This window comes from Nocardia sp. NPDC055053, assembly GCF_053608285.1.
On record NZ_JBSGVD010000030.1, the window covers coordinates 67961 to 86238 of the forward strand.

Sequence of the window (18278 nt, forward strand, 5' to 3'; positions counted from 1 at the left end):
CAAACAAATACCACCGACTCGACCATGAACTTACCGGAACCGAACCGGGTTTCCGTGCGTCCAATCCCTATGTGAACGAAATCGAGTACGTCCTCGGAACCGGTGACGGCATCGTGCACGACTGGCCGGGACAGGCCGAACTGGCCGACACCGGCATCGCCGACACGCTATGGCTCGACTTCGACAGCGATCCGAGCAACGACGCGGCCCCCTGGGATCGCGACGGCGCCGCCGCTCTCGATTCGGCCTTGCTGCCGGACATCCCGCAGTTCACCGTCGACCACCGGGCGGTGCTGGCGCAGGAAACCGCGTGTCCGCTCAGCAGGCCGCCCTGGCTCGACGGGAGTTGAGCGCGATCGCCACGATGCCGAACGCGTAGACGGCCGCACCGGCCAGCACCACGCCGATCGAGCGGCCGTCGGCGGGGATGACCAGCGCGGTCGCCGCGATCGCCAGCACGAAGGTCATGTTGAAAACCGTGTCCTGCAGGGCGAACACCTGGCCGCGCTGGTCGTCGTCGATGTCGATCTGCATGCTCGCGTCGCCGGTCAGTTTGATGGTCTGGCCGGCGAGGCCGAGCCCGAACGCGCCGGCGAGCAGCAGCCGGTGCGCGTTGTCGACGGCCGAACCGGTCGCCAGCGCGATCGGGGTGACCAGCGTCAACTGCACGGCGACCGCGGTCGTCAGCCCGAGCAGCACGGTGCGTGGCCTGCCGAGGCGCGGAATGAGTACCGGTGTCAGGATCGCGGCGAGCAGCATGCCCGCCGCGGCGAAACCGATCGCGACACCGAATCCGACCAGGCCACCGCTCATTTCGGTGTCGCCGCTCGGCTGGCGCAGCACCAGCACCATGATCAGGGTGTTCATGCCGAAGACGACCCGGTGCGCGCCGATGCCGATCATCGCCGTCGTCACCTGCACCGATCGCCACACCGTGACGGCGCCAGTGCGCAAGCCGGTCGCGATGGCGTGCACCGCGCTCTCCGAAGTGGCCGAACCACTTTCGGGCCCGAGCACCCGGCGCCGGAAGCCGAAGGCGAGTATCGCGCCGAGGATCGAACCGATGCCGCTGAGCGCCACCGCCACCGCGGAGGCGGCATCGCCCGCCCCGATCAGGGCGATCACCGCCACCGCCGCCGCGGCGCCGATGCCCGCGCAGACCGAGGCCACCGTCGCCAGCACCGAGTTCATCGGCACCAGCCACCGCTGTTCGAGCACCCGCGGCAGCGCCGCCGAGACACCGGCCAGCACGAACCGGCTGATGCCGACGGTCGCGAGCGCCAGCAGCAACAGCGGCGTCTCCCCGATCCCCGCCGCGAGCCCGATCGCGGCGAGGCCGATCAGCACCGCCCTCGCCACGCTGGCCGTCAGCAGGACGTTGCGCCGATCCCACCGGTCGAGCAGCGCGCCCGCATAGGGCCCGAGCACCGAATAGGGCAGCAGCAGGACCGCGAAACCGGCGGCGATGGCCAGCGGATCGGTCTCGCGTTCCGGGTTGAACAGGATGGCGCCCGACAGCGCGGCCTGGAACATTCCGTCACCGAACTGGGCCGCGAGGCGCAGCAGCGCCAGCCGCGGCATCTGCGGATTCCGCCGGAGCACCACGCGGCTCTCACGGAGCAGATTTCGCATCGAGATCGGCCGCTCACCTGCCGGATTCGAGCCGTCATGGCGATCAGTCGACACCACGTGAGGATAGTGGTGCCAGAATTGAGTCGGCGGTACGGGTGCGAGCAGGAGGAACGTCATGTCCACATCGACGACACCGCGGATCGAACTCCACCGCGGCGGAGACCGGATGAAGACGCGGATCTCCTGGCTCGATTCCAAACACTCGTTCTCCTTCGGTGAGCACTACGACCCCGACAACACCCATCACGGCCTGCTGCTGGTGAACAACGAGGATGTGGTGCTGCCCGGCGAGGGCTTCGACACGCACCCGCACCGGGACATGGAGATCGTCACCTGGGTACTCGGCGGCAGCCTGGTGCACCAGGACTCACTCGGCCACAACGGCATCATCTACCCCGGTCTCGCCCAGCGGATGAGCGCGGGCACCGGGATCATGCACTCGGAGAAGAACGACTCGTGGCGCCTGGACGGCAAGGTGCCCGAGCACGACGAACCGGTGCATTTCGTCCAGATGTGGGTGGTGCCCGACGAGCCGGGCGTCGACCCGGGCTATCAGCAGCTCGAGATCGACGACGAACTGGCGGGCGGTGGCCTGGTGACGGTCGCCTCCGGCCTGCCCCGCTACCGCGATCGCACCGCCATCGCGATCAATTCCTCGCACGCCGCCATGCATGTCGCGCGGATGCAGGCCGACAGTCCGGGTGTCACCCTGCCCGACGCCCCCTACCTGCATGTTTTCGTGGCCCGCGGCGAGGTCGACGTGGAGGGAATCGGCACCATGTACCAGGGTGACGCGGTCAGGTTGACCCGGTCCGGCGGCCAGTTGGTGCGCCCGCACGGCGACGCCGAGGTGCTGGTGTGGGAGATGCACGCCCGCCTGGGCGGGCAGTGACCTCAGGCCGAGCCGGACTCCTGCGCCAGGACAACCGACCGCGCGTTGGTGCGGGTGGCGGCGACGATCTGGGCGAAGTCCGGCCGGTAGTCGCCGTCGGGCTCCTGCATCCAGATGCGGTAGCCGCTGCGTTCGTCGGCGGGCGACGGCAGCACGATCTCGCTGCCGGGTAGGGCCACCGAGGCGCACACGCGGAACAATTCGGCGAACAGCACGGTGTCGAGATAGGAATTGTCCGTGGGGCCGGTCAGGAAGGTCCAGCGGCCGGAGCGGGGATGGGCGATGATCGGCCCGCAGCGCTGGCCGCGCCCGATCAGCAGTCCGCGCACCCGCTCCCCCAGCGTCGACGGCATGACCACCGCGCCGACCGCGCCGATTTCCAGCATGATCCGGCCCATCGATGAGTCGACCACGCCGTAGAGCCCGTTGTGCTTGCGATAGTGGCGACAGCGCGCCAGCGCATCCTGGGTGGCCGAGTACTCCTCGGCCGCGGTATACCCGCCTTTTTCATCAGTGCGCGACGTGCTCATCACGACCTCGTCTCTGTCGACGGTGACTCGATGTAGCTGTGGATTCGCTCGATCGGGGAGGAACTCTGCATCACGAACCGGGTGAAGCGGGAAACTTTTTCATAACGGCCTGTACCAGGGGAAAAATGCCGTTCGCAACAGCCTAATGCCGCACAACCGCGCTGACAATAGTCAGTAGCTGGCGTGTCGATCGGCGTACGATATTCGCCCATGCCACCCGTTTCGCCGACCGCGGCGCGCTGGGAACTGGTGCTGCGCCTGCGCGAACTGCGCGAGCAGCGCGGCTTCGACTCGGCCGGTTTCGCCCGTCGGGTCGGGTTCACCCCAGCCAACTGGTCCCATGTCGAGAAGGGCAGGCGGGTGCTCACCCGCACCACCATCGAACCGGTCCTCGACGTGCTCGACGTGGCCGACGAGGAGCGCGGGGAACTGCTCGCCCTGCTCGAGGCGAGCAAGCGGCGTGGCTGGTGGTCGACCTCGTCGGCGCTGATCGGTCCCGAGTTACAGCGCCTCTACGGCATGGAGGCGGGCGCGCTGAGCATCCGCAGCTACGACAGTCTGATCGTGCCGGGCCTGCTCCAGACAGAGGCGTACGCGCGTGCCCTGATCAGCGCCGATGTGATGATCCGGCCGGTGCAGGTCGACCAGTTGGTCGCGATCAGGATGCGCCGTCAGCAGCGCCTGCGCGGGCCCGAGCCGCTCGAGCTCACCGCGGTGCTCGGCGAGGCGACGCTGCGTCAGCAGACCGGTGGGCCCGAGGTGCTGCGCGGGCAGCTTCGTCAGCTCGCCGATCTGATGCGCGAACTGGACACCGTCGACGTGCGCGTCATCCCGTTCAGCGCGCCCGAGGGCGCGGTCCTCGGTGGCTCCAGCTTCCATCTGCTCGACTTCGCAAGCGATCAGCTACCTACGTTCGCGTGGGCTGAGAGTGCCGTCTTCGGCGGCCCGGTCGACGACGCCGAACAGGTTCGCGATCTCGGCTTCGCCTACCTGCGCGCCAGGGAGCAATCCCTCTCGCGCACCGAATCTCTGGCCCTGATCAGCGACTATGCGAGCGTGTAAGATTCTGGCTATGTCCACCACCGCTCGTCGCCGCCCGGCCGATCACGGCTGGTTCACCTCGTCACGCTCCAATAACGGCAACCAATGTGTCGAGGTCCGTTTCGATGGTGACACGGTTCAGATACGTGACAGCAAATTCCGTCGCAATCCGATGAACGTCGGTCTCGACGAGCCGATCATCACCGTCGACGCCGAGCTGTGGACCGCGTTCCTGCACTGCCTGCTGAGCACGCGCCGTCATCCCGACCTGGTCGCCCACGTCTCCGTCGACGGCTCGGCCACCCTCCGCCACGACGACGTCCTGCTCCATTTCACCGCCGGTGAGTGGGAGGCCTTCGTCGCCGGTGCCCGCGACGACGAGTTCGTCTGCGTCTAGCCCGCCCGCCGTGGGCATCAGGGTTCCTCCCAAGGTGTAGGTGCGCCGGGCCAGGGCAAGCGGTGTGGGGACCATGGTCTGTCCGGCCCGGACCAGGAGGGGATCGTCTGCCTCGTACCGCCGCACTCCCCGGTGCCGACCCGTCGCCCCTCACCGACGACGCGACCGCCCTGATCACATGCCCTACAAGCGGCCACACGTGTCGGCGGTTGTCGGCATACTGGAGCGCGTGACTTCCGACCTGAGCAGTCCTTCCGGTATCGATCTGTCCTTCCGTGACCAGGAGGTGCGGGTGCAGGACGATCTGTTCGCGCACGTCAACGGGCAGTGGCTGGCCGGGTACGAGATTCCGGCCGACCGCGCGGTGGACGGCGCGTTCCGGACGTTGTACGACCAGGCCGAGCTCGATGTGCAGGCGATCATCCAGGACAGCGCGGCAGGCGCGTCCGATGACGCCGATGCCCGCAAGATCGGTGACCTGTACTCGAGCTTCATGGGCACCGACGCCGTCGCCGCGGCCGGTTTCACGCCGATCGCGGGCGAGTTGCGCGAGATCGCCGAGGTCGACGGCCCGAGCGCGTTCGCCGCGCTGCTCGGCCGGTTGCAGCGCACCGGCGTGCGCGGCGCGCTCGGCTACTACGTCGACACCGACGACAAGGACTCCACCCGCTACCTGGTGCACGCGACCCAGTCGGGGATCGGCCTGCCGGACGAGTCGTACTACCGCTCGGACGAATTCGCCGAGATCCGCGCGGCCTACCAGGCCCATCTCGCGAAGATGTTCACCATCGCCGCCGCCGACCCGTCGCTGGCCGGCCTGCTGCCCGCCGACCCGGCCGACGCCGCGCGCCGCGTGTTCGAGCTGGAACGCACACTCGCCGCCGGTCATTGGGATGTGGTGCGGCGTCGCGATGCCGAGAAGAGCTACAACCTCACCACTTTCGCCGATCTCGCCGCCGAGAATCCCGAATTCGATTGGGCCGCCTGGGTCGGCGCCGTCGCCTCCGGGCTCGATCGCGGCGGCGAGGAGCTGTTCGCCGAGCTCGTGGTCCGCCAGCCCGACTATGTGCGCGCCTTCGCAAAGGCGTGGGCCGCTGTGCCGCAGGCTGATTGGCGGGACTGGGCCGTCTGGCAGGTGCTGCGCGCCAGGGCGCCGTACCTGACCGACGAGATCGTCGCCGAGAACTTCGACTTCTACGGCCGCACGCTGACCGGCGCGCAGGAGAACCGCGAGCGCTGGAAGCGTGGTGTGTCGCTGGTGCAGGAGCTGCTCGGCGAGGCGGTCGGCAAACTCTATGTGGCCAGGCACTTTCCGCCGCAGGCCAAGGCGCGCATGGTCGAGCTGGTCGCCAACCTGCAGGAGGCCTACCGCCGCAATATCACCGACCTCGAGTGGATGGGCCCCGACACCCGTGCCGCGGCGCTGACCAAGCTGGAGAAGTTCACCCCCAAGATCGGCTACCCCGACACCTGGCGCGACTACTCCGCGGTCGAGGTCGACCCGGCCGACCTGGTCGGCAACTACCGGCGCGGCTACGCGGCCGATCACGACCGTGACCTGGGCAAACTGGGCGGCGAGGTCGACCGCGGCGAATGGTTCATGACCCCGCAGACGGTGAACGCCTACTACAACCCCGGCATGAACGAGATCGTCTTCCCCGCCGCGATCCTGCAGCCGCCGTTCTTCGACATGAACGCCGACGACGCGGCCAACTACGGCGGCATCGGCGCGGTGATCGGCCACGAGATCGGCCACGGTTTCGACGATCAGGGCGCCAAGTACGACGGCGACGGCAACATGAAGGACTGGTGGACCGACGCCGACCGCGCCGAGTTCGCCAAGCGCACCAGGGCACTGATCGACCAGTACGACGTGCTCTCCCCCGCCGACCTGGCCGACGAGCACACCGTCAACGGCGAGTTCACCATCGGCGAGAACATCGGCGACCTCGGCGGTCTGTCGATCGCGCTGGCCGCGTACAGGATCTCGCTCGACGGCGCCGAACCGCCGGTCATCGACGGTCTCACCGGCCTGCAGCGCGTCTTCTACGGCTGGGCGCAGGTGTGGCGCACCAAGGCCCGCCCCGAGGAGGCGATCCGCCGCCTCGCCGTCGACCCGCACTCCCCGCCGGAGTTCCGCTGCAACGCGGTCGTGCGCAATATCGACAGCTTCTACGACGCCTTCGACGTGACGGCCGACGACCAGCTCTACCTGGCTCCCGGTGAGCGCGTGACGATCTGGTGATGTCGCCGGGCCCTACCGGCGATGTCGGTAGGGCCGCCGAGCTGTAACTCCACGGAGGGATTCGCGTAGTGCGCTATCAGCAAGTCGCCGACGACGTCTTCACGATCCGCGGCACCGACGTCAACATGGTCCTGCTGCGCGACGGCCGCGACCTCACCCTGATCGACGCGGGCTGGTACGGCGACGCCCGCACCATCGAGCAGACGATCCGCGCCATCGGCCACCGCCCCGAAGACATCGTCGCCATCCTGCTCACCCACGCCCACCTGGATCACCTCGGCGCCCTGAACCACCTGCACCACCACTACGCGATCCCCGCCTACACCAGCCCCACCGAGGTGGCCCACGCCCGCGGCGAATACCACGAGTCCGCCACGCCCCTTGACGTCATCAAACGCCTCACCGACCGCGACACCCTCGCCTGGGCAGCCCGCATCACCGCCGCGGGCGGCCTCCGCAAGAACACGGTCCCCCACATCCAGCCCTTCCCCACCGAAGGCCAACTGGATTTCCCCGGCAACCCCATCCCCGTCCCCTGCCCCGGCCACACCTCCGGCCACTCCGCCTTCCACCTCCCCACCGCAGGCGCCATAGCCACCGGCGACACCCTCGTCACCGCCCACCCCACCTCGAAAATCGAAGGCCCCCAACCACTCCCCGACTTCTTCAACCACGACACCGCAGCCACCATCGCCAGCTACGCGGCCCTGGAATCGGTCCCAGCCGACATCGTGCTCCCCGGCCACGGCCCGATATGGCGCGACGGCGTGGCCGCCGCGGTAGCGCGCGCAAGGGAAAACGCCGTCCACCAACGAGCTTGACCCGCGATCAGCGCACCCGCGTGTCGGTTTCGGCGTCGAAGAAGAAGATTTCGTCGGGCTTGGGGCGTAGGTGGAGGGTTTCGCCGAGGGTGGTTCGGAAGCGGCGGTCGACGCGGACGACGATCTTGCCGGCGCGGGTTTGCCAGTCGGTGCCCGCGCCGTGGGTGTAGACGAAGGATTCGGCGCCGAGTTCTTCCAGGAGTTCGGCGACGACGGTGATGCCTTCGGGGTCGGTGGTGACCTCCCATGACTCCGGGCGGACGCCGAGGATCACACGGGGGCCGGATAGCTTGCGCGGCAAAGGGATTCGCAGACCGTCGAGCACTGCGGCACCGTCGAGCACGGGTGCTTCGAGCAGGTTCATGCCCGGAGAGCCGATGAAGCCGGCGACGAAGGTGTTCACCGGGTTGTCGTAGAGCTCGCGGGGTGAGGCGATCTGCTGCAACGTGCCCTCGCGCAGGACCGCGACGCGGTGGCCCATTGTCATGGCCTCCACCTGGTCGTGGGTGACGTAGACGGTGGTGGTGCCGAGTCGCTGCTGTAGGGCGGCGATCTGGGAGCGGGTGCTGACGCGGAGTTTCGCGTCCAGGTTGGACAGGGGTTCGTCCATGCAGAACACCTGGGGGCGGCGCACGATCGCGCGGCCCATGGCGACGCGCTGGCGCTGGCCGCCGGAGAGCTTGGCCGGTCTGCGGTCGAGCAGCGGCTCGAGTTCCAGCATCGCGGCGGCCTCGCGAACCCGGACCAGGGTGTCCGCCTTGCTCATTCCCGCGTTGCGCAGGGCGAAGCCCATGTTCTCGGCGACGGTCATGTTCGGGTAGAGCGCGTAGCTCTGGAACACCATCGCCACGTCGCGGGCGCGCGGCGGCAACCCGGTGACGTCGCGTTCGCCGATGCGGATGGTGCCCTCCGCCACCGATTCCAGGCCGGCCAGCATGCGCAGGCTGGTCGACTTGCCGCAGCCGGAGGGGCCGACCAGCACGAGGAACTCGCCATCGGCGATATCGAGATCGAGTGCGTCGACAGCGGGGGTGTCGGCGCCGGGATAGCGGTGCGTGACACCGTCGAACTGCACTGTCGCCATGGCGAGTTCCTCTCCGCTACTTGGGCAGCTTGGGCGTGATCTGCCGGTCGATGATCGCCTGCACGTCGGCGGCGACCTTCGCCAGAACTGTTGCCGGATAAGCGTTCTGGAGGCCGATCTGCTCGTAGCCGGTGCCGATGATCTGGTCGGCGCCGGGCACGAACACCCGCGCGTAGTCCTGCGACTTGGTCACCGACAGCTGGTCGATGGCGACCTTCGAGTTCGGGTTCTTCGCCAGGAAGTCGATCTCGGACGGATCGTCGACCGCCGACTTGCGGACCGGCATGTACCCGGTGTTCTGCGAGAAGTACGCGGTGTTGGCCGCGTTGGTGACGAACTCGATGAACTTGAGCGCGTTGGTCTTCCGGCCGTCCGAGATCCGCGACGGAATCGCCAGACCCGCGCCGCCGGTGGTGACGCCGGGACCGTTCGGATGCGGCAGGAACGCGGTGCCGAGCTCGAACTTGCCGTCGGCGTTCTTCTTGATGCCCTTGAGGTCACCGGTCGAGGCGATCGTGGAAGCGGCGACGCCGGTGCCGAAATCGACCGCGATCTGCGGGCGGATCGCCGCGTACTTCTTGACGTTGATCGACTCGCGCAGGTAGGTGGCCGCGGCGATGGAACCCGGATCGGTGAACTTCAGCTTCCACTGGTCGGAGTAGGCGCCGCCGAAGGTCCAGTTCGGGCCCTGGAAGGTCCAGCCGAGGTAGTTCTTGGCGTCACCCCAGGCGTGCGCGAACTTGCCTGCGCCGACGACCGACTGCAGCTTCGGGCCCCACTCGTCGAATTCCTGCCAGGAGTTCGGGCCGCGGTCGGGCAGCCCGGCCTTCGCCCACACGTCCTTGTTGTAGTAGAACAGCGGCGTCGAGCGGGCGTACGGCAGCGCGTAGTGCTTGCCGTCGAACAGGTAGTCGGCCGCGAGCGAGTCGACGTAGTCCTCCAGCCGCACGCCCGCCGCGCCGAAGTGGCCGTCGAGCGGCTCGATAGCGCTGGTCAGCGCGTAGTTGAACCACCAGACATCCGACAGCACGACAACATCGGGCAGGTCACCGCCGGTGAGCGCGGCGTTGAACTTCTGCGCCACCTCCTCGTAGTTCTTGCCCGCGTCGACCAGGTCGACCTTCAGATCCGGGTACTCGGCCTGGAACCGGTTGATCAACTCCAGTTCGAGGTCCTTGGAGGTGCCGGGGTGATTGGACCAGAAGGTGATCGTGTTGGCGTCGCCGCTGTCACCGGATCCGCCGCCGGTGCCCGCACACGCGGTGAGCGCGAGACCAGCGGCGGCCGCACCGGTCAACCCGAGGAAGCCGCGGCGGCTGAGCTCGGGGAATCGTGAAGTGGACACGTGGATCTCCTGTTCGAGAATCAACCCTTGACCGCACCGGAGGTGAGGCCCTTGATCATGTGACGTTGCAGGGCGAGGAACACGATGAGGATCGGCAGCATCGTGAGCACGGTGCCCGCCATCACCGGCCCCCAGTTGGTGACCGAAGGGTTCTCGGTGTTCTGCAGCAGCGTGAGCCCGACCGGCAGCGTGGCGACCTCGGCGGAATCGGCCATCAGGAACGGCCACAGGTACTCGTTCCACTCGTTCACCAGCGTGACCACCGCGAACGCCACCATCGTCGGCCCCGACATCGGCAGCACCACCCTGGTCAGCAGCCGCCACCAGTTCGCGCCGTCCATCCGCGCCGCCTCGATGACCTCACCGGGCAGCGACAGGAAGTGATTGCGCATGAGAAAGGTGCCGAAGGCGACGCCGCAGAGCGGAATGATGATGCCCTGGAAGGTATTCCGCCAGCCCAGCTGCGCGATCAGCGCGTAGTTGGAGATGACGGTGATCTGATTGGGCACCATCAGCGCCGCGATGATCACCAGGAACACGATGTTCTTGCCGGGGAAACGCAGGAACACCAGGCCGTACGCGCTGAACACCCCGAGCACGAACTTCACCACCGACACCACGCCGGTGACGATCAGCGAATTGCGCAGGAAGGTCCAGAACGGCACCGTGGTGGTGGCCTGGCCGTAGTTCTCCGGGTGCCAGCTGTGCGGCCAGTAGACCGCGGGCTGGGTGTAGATGTCGGCGCGGTCCTTGAACGAGGTGATCAGGATCCAGAACAGCGGCACCCCGACCAGGATCAGCACGCACACCATCGCGGCGTAGCCGAGTACGGTGACGGCGCGTTCGCGGCGCCGGTACGAGAGTGTCTGCGGGCCTAGGTGTTTCATCGATCGCCCCGATCCATCACGCGCACCTGGATCAGCGTGACCACCAGTAGCACCACGAACATGATCGTGGCGACGGTCGCGCCGTAACCCGCCCGGAAATTGCGGAACGACTCCTCGTACACCTGGAACACCATGGTCGTCGTGCCGTTGCCGAGCGGGCCGCCGCGGGTCATCACATTGATGATGTCGAAGACTTGCAGCGAGTTCAGGAGTACGGTGATCGACAGGAAGAATGTCGTCGGACGCAGTTGGGGCAGCAGCACTTTCGTGAAAGTCGTCCACCGGCTCGCGCCGTCCATTTCGGCGGCTTCCATCAACTCGGCGCGCACACCTTGCAGCGCGGCCAGATAGATGACGAAGGTATAGCCGAGGTTTTTCCAGATATAGGTGATCGTCACCATGAACAGGGCCCAGTGCGGGTCCTGATAGAAATCCGGCACGCGCTCGACACCGGCCCGGTGCAGCACGTCTTGTACCAGACCGAAACTCGGATCGAAGATGAATTGGAAAGCGACGCCGATCGCCGCGCCCGAGATCACGAACGGCGCGAATATCGCTGATCGAACAACATTGCGCCCGAACAGTTTTCGGTCCAGCAGCAGGGCCAGCGCGAGACCGAGCGCCATACTCACCACGACCGCGGCGACGGTGAAGATCACCGTGTTGCCGACGACCTTCCAGGAATCGTCGCGCTGCCACCATTCGATGTAGTTGTCGAAACCGATCGGCGTGGCAACGGGATCCGCGATGTTCCAGTCGGTGAACGAGAGCCGGATGTTGTCGGCCAGCGGCCGGTAAACGAACAGCGTCAGCAGTACCAGGTTGGGGACGACCAGCACTGTGAACAGCGCATAGTCTTGCCACGGGCGGTTTTTCAGCCCGCGGCCTCGTGGCGCGGGGAGAACCCGCTCTGGACTGCTTCGCACCGCGGCAGTTTTACGGCGCATGGCGAACTGTCGGTTAACCTTGGCCGCCGATCCTCTGAACATCGGGCGCACAAGGGCGAGTACAGCAAAAAGCCGAACAACACGACCGCCATTGATCGTATTGTTCGGCTTTTGTTCAGCGAATCAGTTCCAGTCGCCCAGTCCGTCACCGGCACTGAGGGTTCCGCCCTGGGTGTTGGTGACGATCACCGCGTCGCCGCGGCGTGAGTTCTCCAGGAACCACCTGGCGTTCTCGGTGCTCACGTTCAGGCAGCCGTGGCTGGCGTTGGAGTAGCCCTGCTGACCGACCGACCACGGCGCGGCGTGCACGAAGATGCCGCTGTTGGAAATGCGGGTCGCGTACTCGACCTCGAGCTTGTAGCCCTCGGGATCGGTGACCGGGACGCCGTAGGTCGAGGAGTCCATCGTCATCTTCTCGAACCGCTCACCCACGATGTAGGTGCCGTTGGGGGTCTCGTAGCCCGGCTTGCCCAGCGAGGTCGGCATCTCGCGGACGACCTCACCGTTCACCGTCACGGTGATCATCTTGGTGTTGTCGTCGACGCTGGCGATGAACGCGTCGCCGATGCGGAACGCGCTGGTGGTGCCGCCCGCCGCGACGGTCACGTCGGTGTTGGCGGGCCAGAAGTCGGTGGGCTTCCACCGCACCTGCTTGTCACCGGTCCAGTAGAAGTAGCCGGGGGCGGGCTGGCTGGAGGTGACCTTGATGGCCCGCTCGGCGGCCGCGCGGTCTTCGACCGGGTCCTTGAAGCTGATGATGATCGGCTGCGCGACGCCGACGGTCTCGCCGTCGGCGATATTGATGTGCGGCGGCGCGAACGGCGCCTGGGCGGCGGGCGCGTCCACCGCGGGCTGGCTGGAACCGGAGCCGGGGAGGGTCGGCTCGGCCTGCACGGGAACGGCGATCAGTGCGCCGGTCGCCGCGAACGCCGCCGTCAGCAGCAGGCCCCGGCGAAGCCGGCGCGCTTGCCGCGTGTTTGCCTCGTAGTGCATGGTTACTCGTCCATTCCAAGATCTTCGTGATCGTCGCGGAGTCCGCGACAGGTCTCCACGGGGTAACGACGCCGGAGACCCTGACCGTCCATTCCTACCCGTCCCGGGTGACAACGTGCCAGCCGCTTCGAGCACCGATAACAGACCGGCAACTATGTGGCGCAGGTCACATAACGCGTTGTTATCCATCCGCGTTCGTCAAACGCCGCGCTCACATCGGCGAGTCGGAAACGGTGATGTGGAACAGGCTCGAAACACATCCGTGTGAGCCCCAAACGTGGGGTGACCGAAATCACGCCGTCCGTGTGAAGTGGATCGCTCGATCGGGCGCGACGGCGATATTGCTCGGCACGGTCCGTGGACGCCTGCCCAGGGCGAGCCGGGGGTCGAGAGACAGCCGGACCTCGGTCAACAGGGTTGCCAGGATGATGCGCAGCTCGTATTCGGCCAGCGTGACGCCGATGCAGCGCCGATGGCCGCCGCCGAACGGCGCGAACTCGAACGGCGAGACCTTGCGGTCGAGGAAGCGATCGGGATGGAACAGCCGCGGAGCGGGCCAGCTCGACGGCTGACTGTGCAGCACGCCGACGGCGAGGCCGATCGTCTGCCCGGCGGCCACGTCGACCCCGCGCCACCGCAACGGCTCGGTGAGCATGCGCAGCACGATGGGCACGGGGGGATGCAGGCGCAGGGTTTCCTGGCAGACGGCGCCGAGCAGCGGGAGCGCGGCCCGCTCGGCGGGGTCGTCACCCGCGGCCGCCAGTTCGGCGGTGACCCGCGCCAGCAGGCCCGGTTCGCGGTGCAGGTGATAGAGCGCCCAGGTCAGCGTCGTCGCGGCGGTCTCGTGGCCCGCGACGAGCAGGGCGCGCAGGTGCTCGCACAATTCGGTGTCGGTGAGGACGGTGCCGTCGTCGTAGCGGATCGTCAGCAGCAGATCGAGCAGGTCGTCTGCTCCGGCGGCATCCGCGCGCCGCCGTCGGGTGATCTCGGCGAGAAGCAGCCGGTCCAGCCTTGTCCGTGCCGCGACGAAACGCTGCCACGGACCGAAACCGCCCATGCGACGGCGTAATACGGGCGCCACCAGCAACGGCGTGGTGAACGTTGCGAGGAAATCCGCGACGGCACCGGCGTATTCGGATTCACGATCGAACTTCGTGCCGAACACGGCGGCGAGGATGACCCGCAGCGTGATGCTGTGTGCCGCGGCGAGCCCGTCGATCCGGCTGCCGATCTGCCAGGAACCCGCGGGGCCACCATCGAGTTCGCGCAGCGTCGCGTCCCTGATCACCGGCGCCAGTGCGCGCACGCGCTGGGCATGCAGCGCGGGCGCGAGCAGTGCGCGGTCGGTGCGATGGCGCTCACCGGAACTCAGGATCAGCGAGGCTCCGCCGACCATCGGTTCGATCGGATTGGGCAATGGCGGACCGACCAGCGCCGCAGGCGCGCGGAACAGCTCACGCGCGCCCTCGGCCGTCCCCGTGAACAGCACGGGCGGAAAGCCGGGGAAACCGACCGCGAACGGATCGCCGCGCCGGGCGCGGCGCCGCAGGTAGCCCTCGAAATCCCAGGCCGCGGCCAGCCCGTGCAGCAGCGACCAGCGTGGCGTCCGCGGGCTCATCGCTGTCATGTCCGGTGATACGGCGCGCATCGGCGGCCGGTTCGAAATGGCTAATCCTGCTCGGCGCGGACCTTGCGGACCGTGCCCTGGGCGATCGCCGACAGTTTGGCCAGCCGCGCGTCGCCGAGCGCGGTGACGGCATTGCCGAGCCGGTTCGTCACGAACGCGATCGACATCCGCAGATCGGGGTCGGCGTACGCGCCGGAACCGCCGATTCCGTAGTGGCCGAACGCTTGTCGCGGCTGCTGCTTGGTCATCAGCACCGGCCGGTGGTAGCCGAGGGTGAAGCGCAGCGGCAGGCCGAGGACGTAATCGCGGCTGTCGGTCTGCTGGGTCCGGTTGGCGTTCTCGATCGTCTCCGGCCGCAGGAACCGCACCGCCGAGTTGGCCCCCGGCGCCGAGTTATCGGCATCGCCGGAGTAGATGACGCCGCCGTTGGCGAGCGCGCCGTACATCCTGGCCAGCGCTCGCGCGGAGAAGACGCCGTTCCAGCCGGGCATCACCGCGTCGTGCACGCGCGGGTCGCGGACCAGCTCGTCGAAACTCTCCGGCATGCCCGCCTCGGCCAGTCCGCGCGCGGGCCGCACCCACGACAGCACCGAAGACGCGGTGTTCCAGCGGATTCCCGGCGGCGCCAGGTGCGGGAAGATCTTGGCGATCCGGTGCCGCTGCCCGGCGGGCACCTGGAACCAGAACTCGTCGGTGCCGAGCGGCTCGGCCACTTCACGCCGCAGTACCTCGGTGAACGGTTCCCCGGTGGCCCGCTGCACGATCTCGGCGACCAGCCAGCCGAAGGTGATCGCGTGATAGCCGGAGGTGCGGATCCGGCGCGGATCGGCGGGACTCTCGGCCAGCGCGGTGACCACGGCGCCGTAGTCGAGAATCCCCTCGCGGCCCGGCACCAGCCCCCGCACCCGGTGCAGGCCGGCGCGGTGCGAGAGCACATCGCGCACGGTGATGTCGTGCTTGCCGTGCGCGGCGAACTCCGGCCAGTACCGCGCGACCGGCGCCTCGTAGTCGATGAGCCCGCGCTCGGCCAGCCGGTGCACGACCGTCGTCGCGACGCCCTTGCCGGTGGAGAAGGTGAGCGCGATGTTCTCGCCGCTCCAGCGCTGATCCTTGGCGGCCCAGCCTGCCCAGATGTCGACGACCGGCCTGCCGTCCAGATAGATCGCCAGCGCGCCGCCGCCGCGGTTGGGCTGCGGGAACATGCCGAAGAAATGGTCGGCCAGCCGGATGAACCGCGGATCGACCAGCATCTGCCGCGGCGCCGCGATCGGCGTACCGCCGGGATGTGTCAGGGGCCCGAAATCTCCCGCCGCTGCTGCCACCATCGGGTTCACCTCCTGATGCAGGTTCGGCCGGGGGGCCGGAATCCCAAGGGTAGCCCAGCGCCCCACCCATCGGGACGGAGTCGACGCCGGTGGCTCCGGTGGTGTATTCACAGAAGGTGTTTGCAGACCTGTCCATCGGCCGGCTCGTCGGGGCCGTCGCCATCACGGTGACCGCGTTCGTCTCGACCGGATGCGGTGGCACCATCGACGGCCACGCACAGCCTGCGATCGACGTCGTCCCCGCCACCGGTACCGCGCCGACCACCAAGCCGGGCAAACCCACCTCGGGTAAACCGACGACGAGCAAACCGGCACCCACCTCCGGCCGTGGCGACACCGACTTCCAGGCCAGCGTCGGCGATTGCGTCGCGCTCGGCGGCACCGTGAACGACGCCACCATCACCAAGGCGTCCTGCGGCAGCCGCTCGTCGAACTACAAGGTCATCGGCAAGGCCGAGAACAGCAGCGGGTGCGTCAGCGACCGCGACAACTTCTACGCCGAGACCCTCAACGGCATCGAGACCGGCGCGCTGTGCCTCGACATCGACTGGGTGGTCGGCGGCTGCATGGACGTCGGCGGCGACGAACCCAAGCGCATCGACTGCGGCGAAACCGGTTCCGAGCCGGTCAAGGTCGTCACGATCAAGAACAACACCGACAGCGTCGACGACTGCCCCGACAGCGCCGACTCGGGCTTCAAATACCCCGAGCGCCGCGTCGTGGTCTGCGTGGAGAGTCTGTAACCCGGCGGAACACCTCGGCGCCAGCTAGTTTGGAGAGGTGGCTCCGACCAGAACGGTTCGGCTCAACTCCGCCACGGGGCGGTGGATCCTGCTGGCCACCATCCTCGGCTCCTCGATGGCGTCGCTGGACGCCACCGTCGTCTCGGTCGCGCTGCCGCGCATCGGCGAATCGCTGCACACCGATGTCGCCGGTCTGCAGTGGACGGTCAACGGTTACACCCTCACCCTCGCCTCGTTCATCCTGCTCGGCGGCTCGCTCGGGGACCGGCTCGGCCGCAGACGCGTCTTCGTCTGGGGGATCGCCGGATTCGCGATCACCTCGCTGCTGTGCGCGGTCTCGATGAACATCGAGATGCTGGTCGTCGCCCGGTTGCTGCAGGGGGTGGCAGGCGCGCTGCTCACGCCGGGCAGCCTCGCGCTGATCTCGGCGTCCATCGACGAGCGCGACCAGGGCAGCGCGATCGGATTGTGGTCGGGGTTCGGTGGGGTGGCCGGCGCGTTCGGGCCGCTGCTCGGCGGCGGGCTCATCGATCTCGTCGGGTGGCGCGCGATCTTCCTGCTCAATGTGCCGTTGGCGCTGGTCGTGGCGATCGTGGCGCTCCGGTGGGTGCCGGAGAGCCGTGATCCGGACGCGCCGACGCGCATCGATGTGCCGGGTGCGGTGATCGTGGCTGTCGCGCTCGGCGCGCTCACGCTCGGCTTGATCGACGGCTATCCCGCCCTGGTCGTCGTCGGCGTCGTGGCGCTGGCCGGTTTCGTTGTCGTCGAGCTGCGCAGCCCGAATCCACTGGTACCGCCGTCGCTGTTCGGTTCGCGGGTGTTCACCGTGGCGAACCTGGTGACCCTGTTCGTCTACGCCGCGCTCGGCGGGGTCTTCTTCCTGCTGGTGCTGCAATTGCAGCTGGTCGCCGGGTACTCGCCGATGGCCTCGGGCGCCGCGAGCCTGCCGGTGACGCTGCTGATGCTCGTGCTGTCCGCGCCCGCGGGGCGGTGGGCGCAACGGCACGGGCCGCGGATTCCGATGACGGCCGGTCCGCTGCTGGCCGCTGCCGGTGTCTTCGCGCTGCAACGCATCGGGCCCGGCGCGAACTATCTCACCGACGTGCTGCCCGGCGTGCTGGTCTTCGGGCTCGGGCTGTCGGTCCTGGTCGCGCCACTGACCGGTGCGGTGCTGGCCGCCGTGCCCGTCGCCGACGCGGGCATCGCCTCCGGGGTGAACAACGCCGTCGCCAGGACCGCCCAGCTGCTCGCCGTCGCCGCGCTGCCCGGGCTGGCGGGGTTGTCGGGCGCCTTCGGCGACCCCGTCGCCTTCGCCGCGGGCTTCGACACCGCGATGCGCTGGTGCGCGGTGCTGCTGCTGATCGGCGCGGTCATCGCGGGTGTGCTGCTGCGGGTGCCCCGCCGGACGCCCGAGCCCGAGCGGGTCGACTGCCTGCCGCACTGCGCGGGCGCCGACGGACCCGCGCTCGCGCCGAATCGGCATTGACCACCACGTTTGCGGCCCGCCTCGCGTCCGAGGGCCGAGACGGAACGGCGAAGCCGCAGTATCGGCCCTCGGACGCGCCTTCTTCACCGCGGACTCGGGGGACTGCGGGCCCGCGCCGTCGCCGCGCAGGGAGACGATGGTGTTGCCGTTGCGGTCGACGACCGCGACGGAGATCCGCTGGTTCTCCTTCTTCGCCGCGTCCAGCGTGGCCTGCGCGGCCTTGGTGGCGGCGGCGACGGTCAGGTGCGTCGTCTGCTGGAGGTTGCGGTTGTTCGTGTCGGCC

General features: G+C 68.2%; 17 protein-coding genes and 1 pseudogene. 8 read left to right on the forward strand and 10 right to left on the reverse strand.

Annotated features, from left to right (window positions below):
* Positions 1-71: 71 nt before the first annotated feature.
* A complete protein-coding gene (locus tag ACWF82_RS26065; RefSeq protein ID WP_452505242.1) occupies positions 72-350 on the forward strand; it encodes a hypothetical protein in 279 nt (92 codons plus the stop codon).
* Here the strand turns inward: ACWF82_RS26065 and ACWF82_RS26070 are convergent.
* Positions 319-1632: an MFS transporter gene (locus tag ACWF82_RS26070; protein WP_452505275.1), complete on the reverse strand. Its 1314-nt coding sequence runs from the start codon at positions 1630-1632 to the stop codon at positions 319-321. The two genes, ACWF82_RS26065 and ACWF82_RS26070, sit on opposite strands and share 32 nt — an antisense overlap.
* 115 nt (positions 1633-1747) lie before the next feature.
* Between ACWF82_RS26070 and ACWF82_RS26075 the strand changes: the two genes are divergently transcribed.
* Positions 1748-2524, forward strand: coding sequence for a pirin family protein (locus tag ACWF82_RS26075; RefSeq protein ID WP_452505244.1), 777 nt, complete (start codon positions 1748-1750; stop codon positions 2522-2524).
* A gap of 2 nt (positions 2525-2526) precedes the next feature.
* On the opposite strand, the gene ACWF82_RS26080 is transcribed toward ACWF82_RS26075, so the two are convergent.
* The gene (locus ACWF82_RS26080; RefSeq protein WP_452505246.1) at positions 2527-3054 is read right to left on the reverse strand and encodes a hypothetical protein; all 528 of its coding nucleotides are present in this window, start codon (positions 3052-3054) and stop codon (positions 2527-2529) included.
* A gap of 210 nt (positions 3055-3264) precedes the next feature.
* On the opposite strand from ACWF82_RS26080, the gene ACWF82_RS26085 reads away from it, so the two are divergent.
* The 4 genes from ACWF82_RS26085 (at position 3265) to ACWF82_RS26100 (ending at position 7558) form a co-directional block, all read left to right on the forward strand.
* On the forward strand, positions 3265-4116 hold the full coding sequence (locus ACWF82_RS26085; protein ID WP_379306037.1) for a helix-turn-helix domain-containing protein: 852 nt from the start codon (positions 3265-3267) through the stop codon (positions 4114-4116).
* 10 nt (positions 4117-4126) lie between these two features.
* Positions 4127-4492: a DUF397 domain-containing protein gene (locus ACWF82_RS26090; protein WP_452505248.1), complete on the forward strand. Its 366-nt coding sequence runs from the start codon at positions 4127-4129 to the stop codon at positions 4490-4492.
* Between the two features lie 178 nt (positions 4493-4670).
* Positions 4671-6737, forward strand: a complete 2067-nt coding sequence (locus tag ACWF82_RS26095) for a M13 family metallopeptidase (protein ID WP_452505250.1) — start codon at positions 4671-4673, stop codon at positions 6735-6737.
* Positions 6738-6805: 68 nt separating this feature from the next.
* Entirely contained in the window at positions 6806-7558 is a 753-nt protein-coding gene (locus ACWF82_RS26100) for an MBL fold metallo-hydrolase (protein ID WP_452505252.1), read from the forward strand.
* Between the two features lie 7 nt (positions 7559-7565).
* On the opposite strand, the gene ACWF82_RS26105 is transcribed toward ACWF82_RS26100, so the two are convergent.
* From ACWF82_RS26105 to ACWF82_RS26135, 7 genes are all read right to left on the reverse strand, one after another.
* Complete coding sequence (locus ACWF82_RS26105; protein WP_452505254.1) at positions 7566-8642, reverse strand: ABC transporter ATP-binding protein; 1077 nt, start codon at positions 8640-8642, stop codon at positions 7566-7568.
* A gap of 16 nt (positions 8643-8658) precedes the next feature.
* Positions 8659-9987: an ABC transporter substrate-binding protein gene (locus tag ACWF82_RS26110; RefSeq protein WP_452505256.1), complete on the reverse strand. Its 1329-nt coding sequence runs from the start codon at positions 9985-9987 to the stop codon at positions 8659-8661.
* Positions 9988-10007: 20 nt separating this feature from the next.
* Entirely contained in the window at positions 10008-10874 is an 867-nt protein-coding gene (locus ACWF82_RS26115) for a carbohydrate ABC transporter permease (protein WP_452505258.1), read from the reverse strand.
* On the reverse strand, positions 10871-11821 hold the full coding sequence (locus tag ACWF82_RS26120; protein WP_452505277.1) for a carbohydrate ABC transporter permease: 951 nt from the start codon (positions 11819-11821) through the stop codon (positions 10871-10873). The genes ACWF82_RS26115 and ACWF82_RS26120 overlap by 4 nt, the downstream gene beginning before the upstream one ends.
* Before the next feature lie 123 nt (positions 11822-11944).
* On the reverse strand, positions 11945-12814 hold the full coding sequence (locus tag ACWF82_RS26125) for a L,D-transpeptidase (RefSeq protein ID WP_452505260.1): 870 nt from the start codon (positions 12812-12814) through the stop codon (positions 11945-11947).
* A 292-nt stretch (positions 12815-13106) separates the two neighbouring features.
* Positions 13107-14441, reverse strand: a complete 1335-nt coding sequence (locus ACWF82_RS26130) for a cytochrome P450 (protein ID WP_452505262.1) — start codon at positions 14439-14441, stop codon at positions 13107-13109.
* A 41-nt stretch (positions 14442-14482) separates the two neighbouring features.
* Complete coding sequence (locus ACWF82_RS26135) at positions 14483-15691, reverse strand: serine hydrolase domain-containing protein (RefSeq protein ID WP_452505279.1); 1209 nt, start codon at positions 15689-15691, stop codon at positions 14483-14485.
* A 191-nt stretch (positions 15692-15882) separates the two neighbouring features.
* Between ACWF82_RS26135 and lppU the strand changes: the two genes are divergently transcribed.
* Together lppU and ACWF82_RS26145 are read left to right on the forward strand one after the other, a co-directional pair.
* Complete coding sequence (lppU, locus tag ACWF82_RS26140) at positions 15883-16509, forward strand: LppU family putative lipoprotein (protein ID WP_452505264.1); 627 nt, start codon at positions 15883-15885, stop codon at positions 16507-16509.
* A 37-nt stretch (positions 16510-16546) separates the two neighbouring features.
* Positions 16547-17995 (forward strand): MFS transporter, encoded by a 1449-nt coding sequence (locus ACWF82_RS26145; RefSeq protein ID WP_452505266.1) that lies wholly within the window; start codon positions 16547-16549, stop codon positions 17993-17995.
* 33 nt (positions 17996-18028) lie between these two features.
* On the opposite strand, the pseudogene ACWF82_RS26150 reads toward ACWF82_RS26145, so the two are convergent.
* Positions 18029-18238 (reverse strand): annotated as a pseudogene (locus tag ACWF82_RS26150) (heme-binding protein); the annotation flags it as partial.
* Between the last annotated feature and the right edge of the window lie 40 nt (positions 18239-18278).

Bases quoted from the DNA above. Each gene is read 5' to 3' on its own strand.
- ACWF82_RS26070 (WP_452505275.1), bottom strand. From the start codon at position 1,632: ATGCGAAATCTGCTCCGTGAGAGCCGCGTGGTGCTCCGGCGGAATCCG.
- ACWF82_RS26075 (WP_452505244.1), top strand. From the start codon at position 1,748: ATGTCCACATCGACGACACCGCGGATCGAACTCCACCGCGGCGGAGAC.
- ACWF82_RS26080 (WP_452505246.1), bottom strand. From the start codon at position 3,054: ATGAGCACGTCGCGCACTGATGAAAAAGGCGGGTATACCGCGGCCGAG.
- ACWF82_RS26085 (WP_379306037.1), top strand. From the start codon at position 3,265: ATGCCACCCGTTTCGCCGACCGCGGCGCGCTGGGAACTGGTGCTGCGC.
- ACWF82_RS26090 (WP_452505248.1), top strand. From the start codon at position 4,127: ATGTCCACCACCGCTCGTCGCCGCCCGGCCGATCACGGCTGGTTCACC.
- ACWF82_RS26095 (WP_452505250.1), top strand. From the start codon at position 4,671: ATGCCCTACAAGCGGCCACACGTGTCGGCGGTTGTCGGCATACTGGAG.
- ACWF82_RS26105 (WP_452505254.1), bottom strand. From the start codon at position 8,642: ATGGCGACAGTGCAGTTCGACGGTGTCACGCACCGCTATCCCGGCGCC.
- ACWF82_RS26115 (WP_452505258.1), bottom strand. From the start codon at position 10,874: ATGAAACACCTAGGCCCGCAGACACTCTCGTACCGGCGCCGCGAACGC.
- ACWF82_RS26120 (WP_452505277.1), bottom strand. From the start codon at position 11,821: ATGCGCCGTAAAACTGCCGCGGTGCGAAGCAGTCCAGAGCGGGTTCTC.
- ACWF82_RS26125 (WP_452505260.1), bottom strand. From the start codon at position 12,814: ATGCACTACGAGGCAAACACGCGGCAAGCGCGCCGGCTTCGCCGGGGC.
- ACWF82_RS26130 (WP_452505262.1), bottom strand. From the start codon at position 14,441: ATGACAGCGATGAGCCCGCGGACGCCACGCTGGTCGCTGCTGCACGGG.
- ACWF82_RS26135 (WP_452505279.1), bottom strand. From the start codon at position 15,691: ATGCTGGTCGATCCGCGGTTCATCCGGCTGGCCGACCATTTCTTCGGC.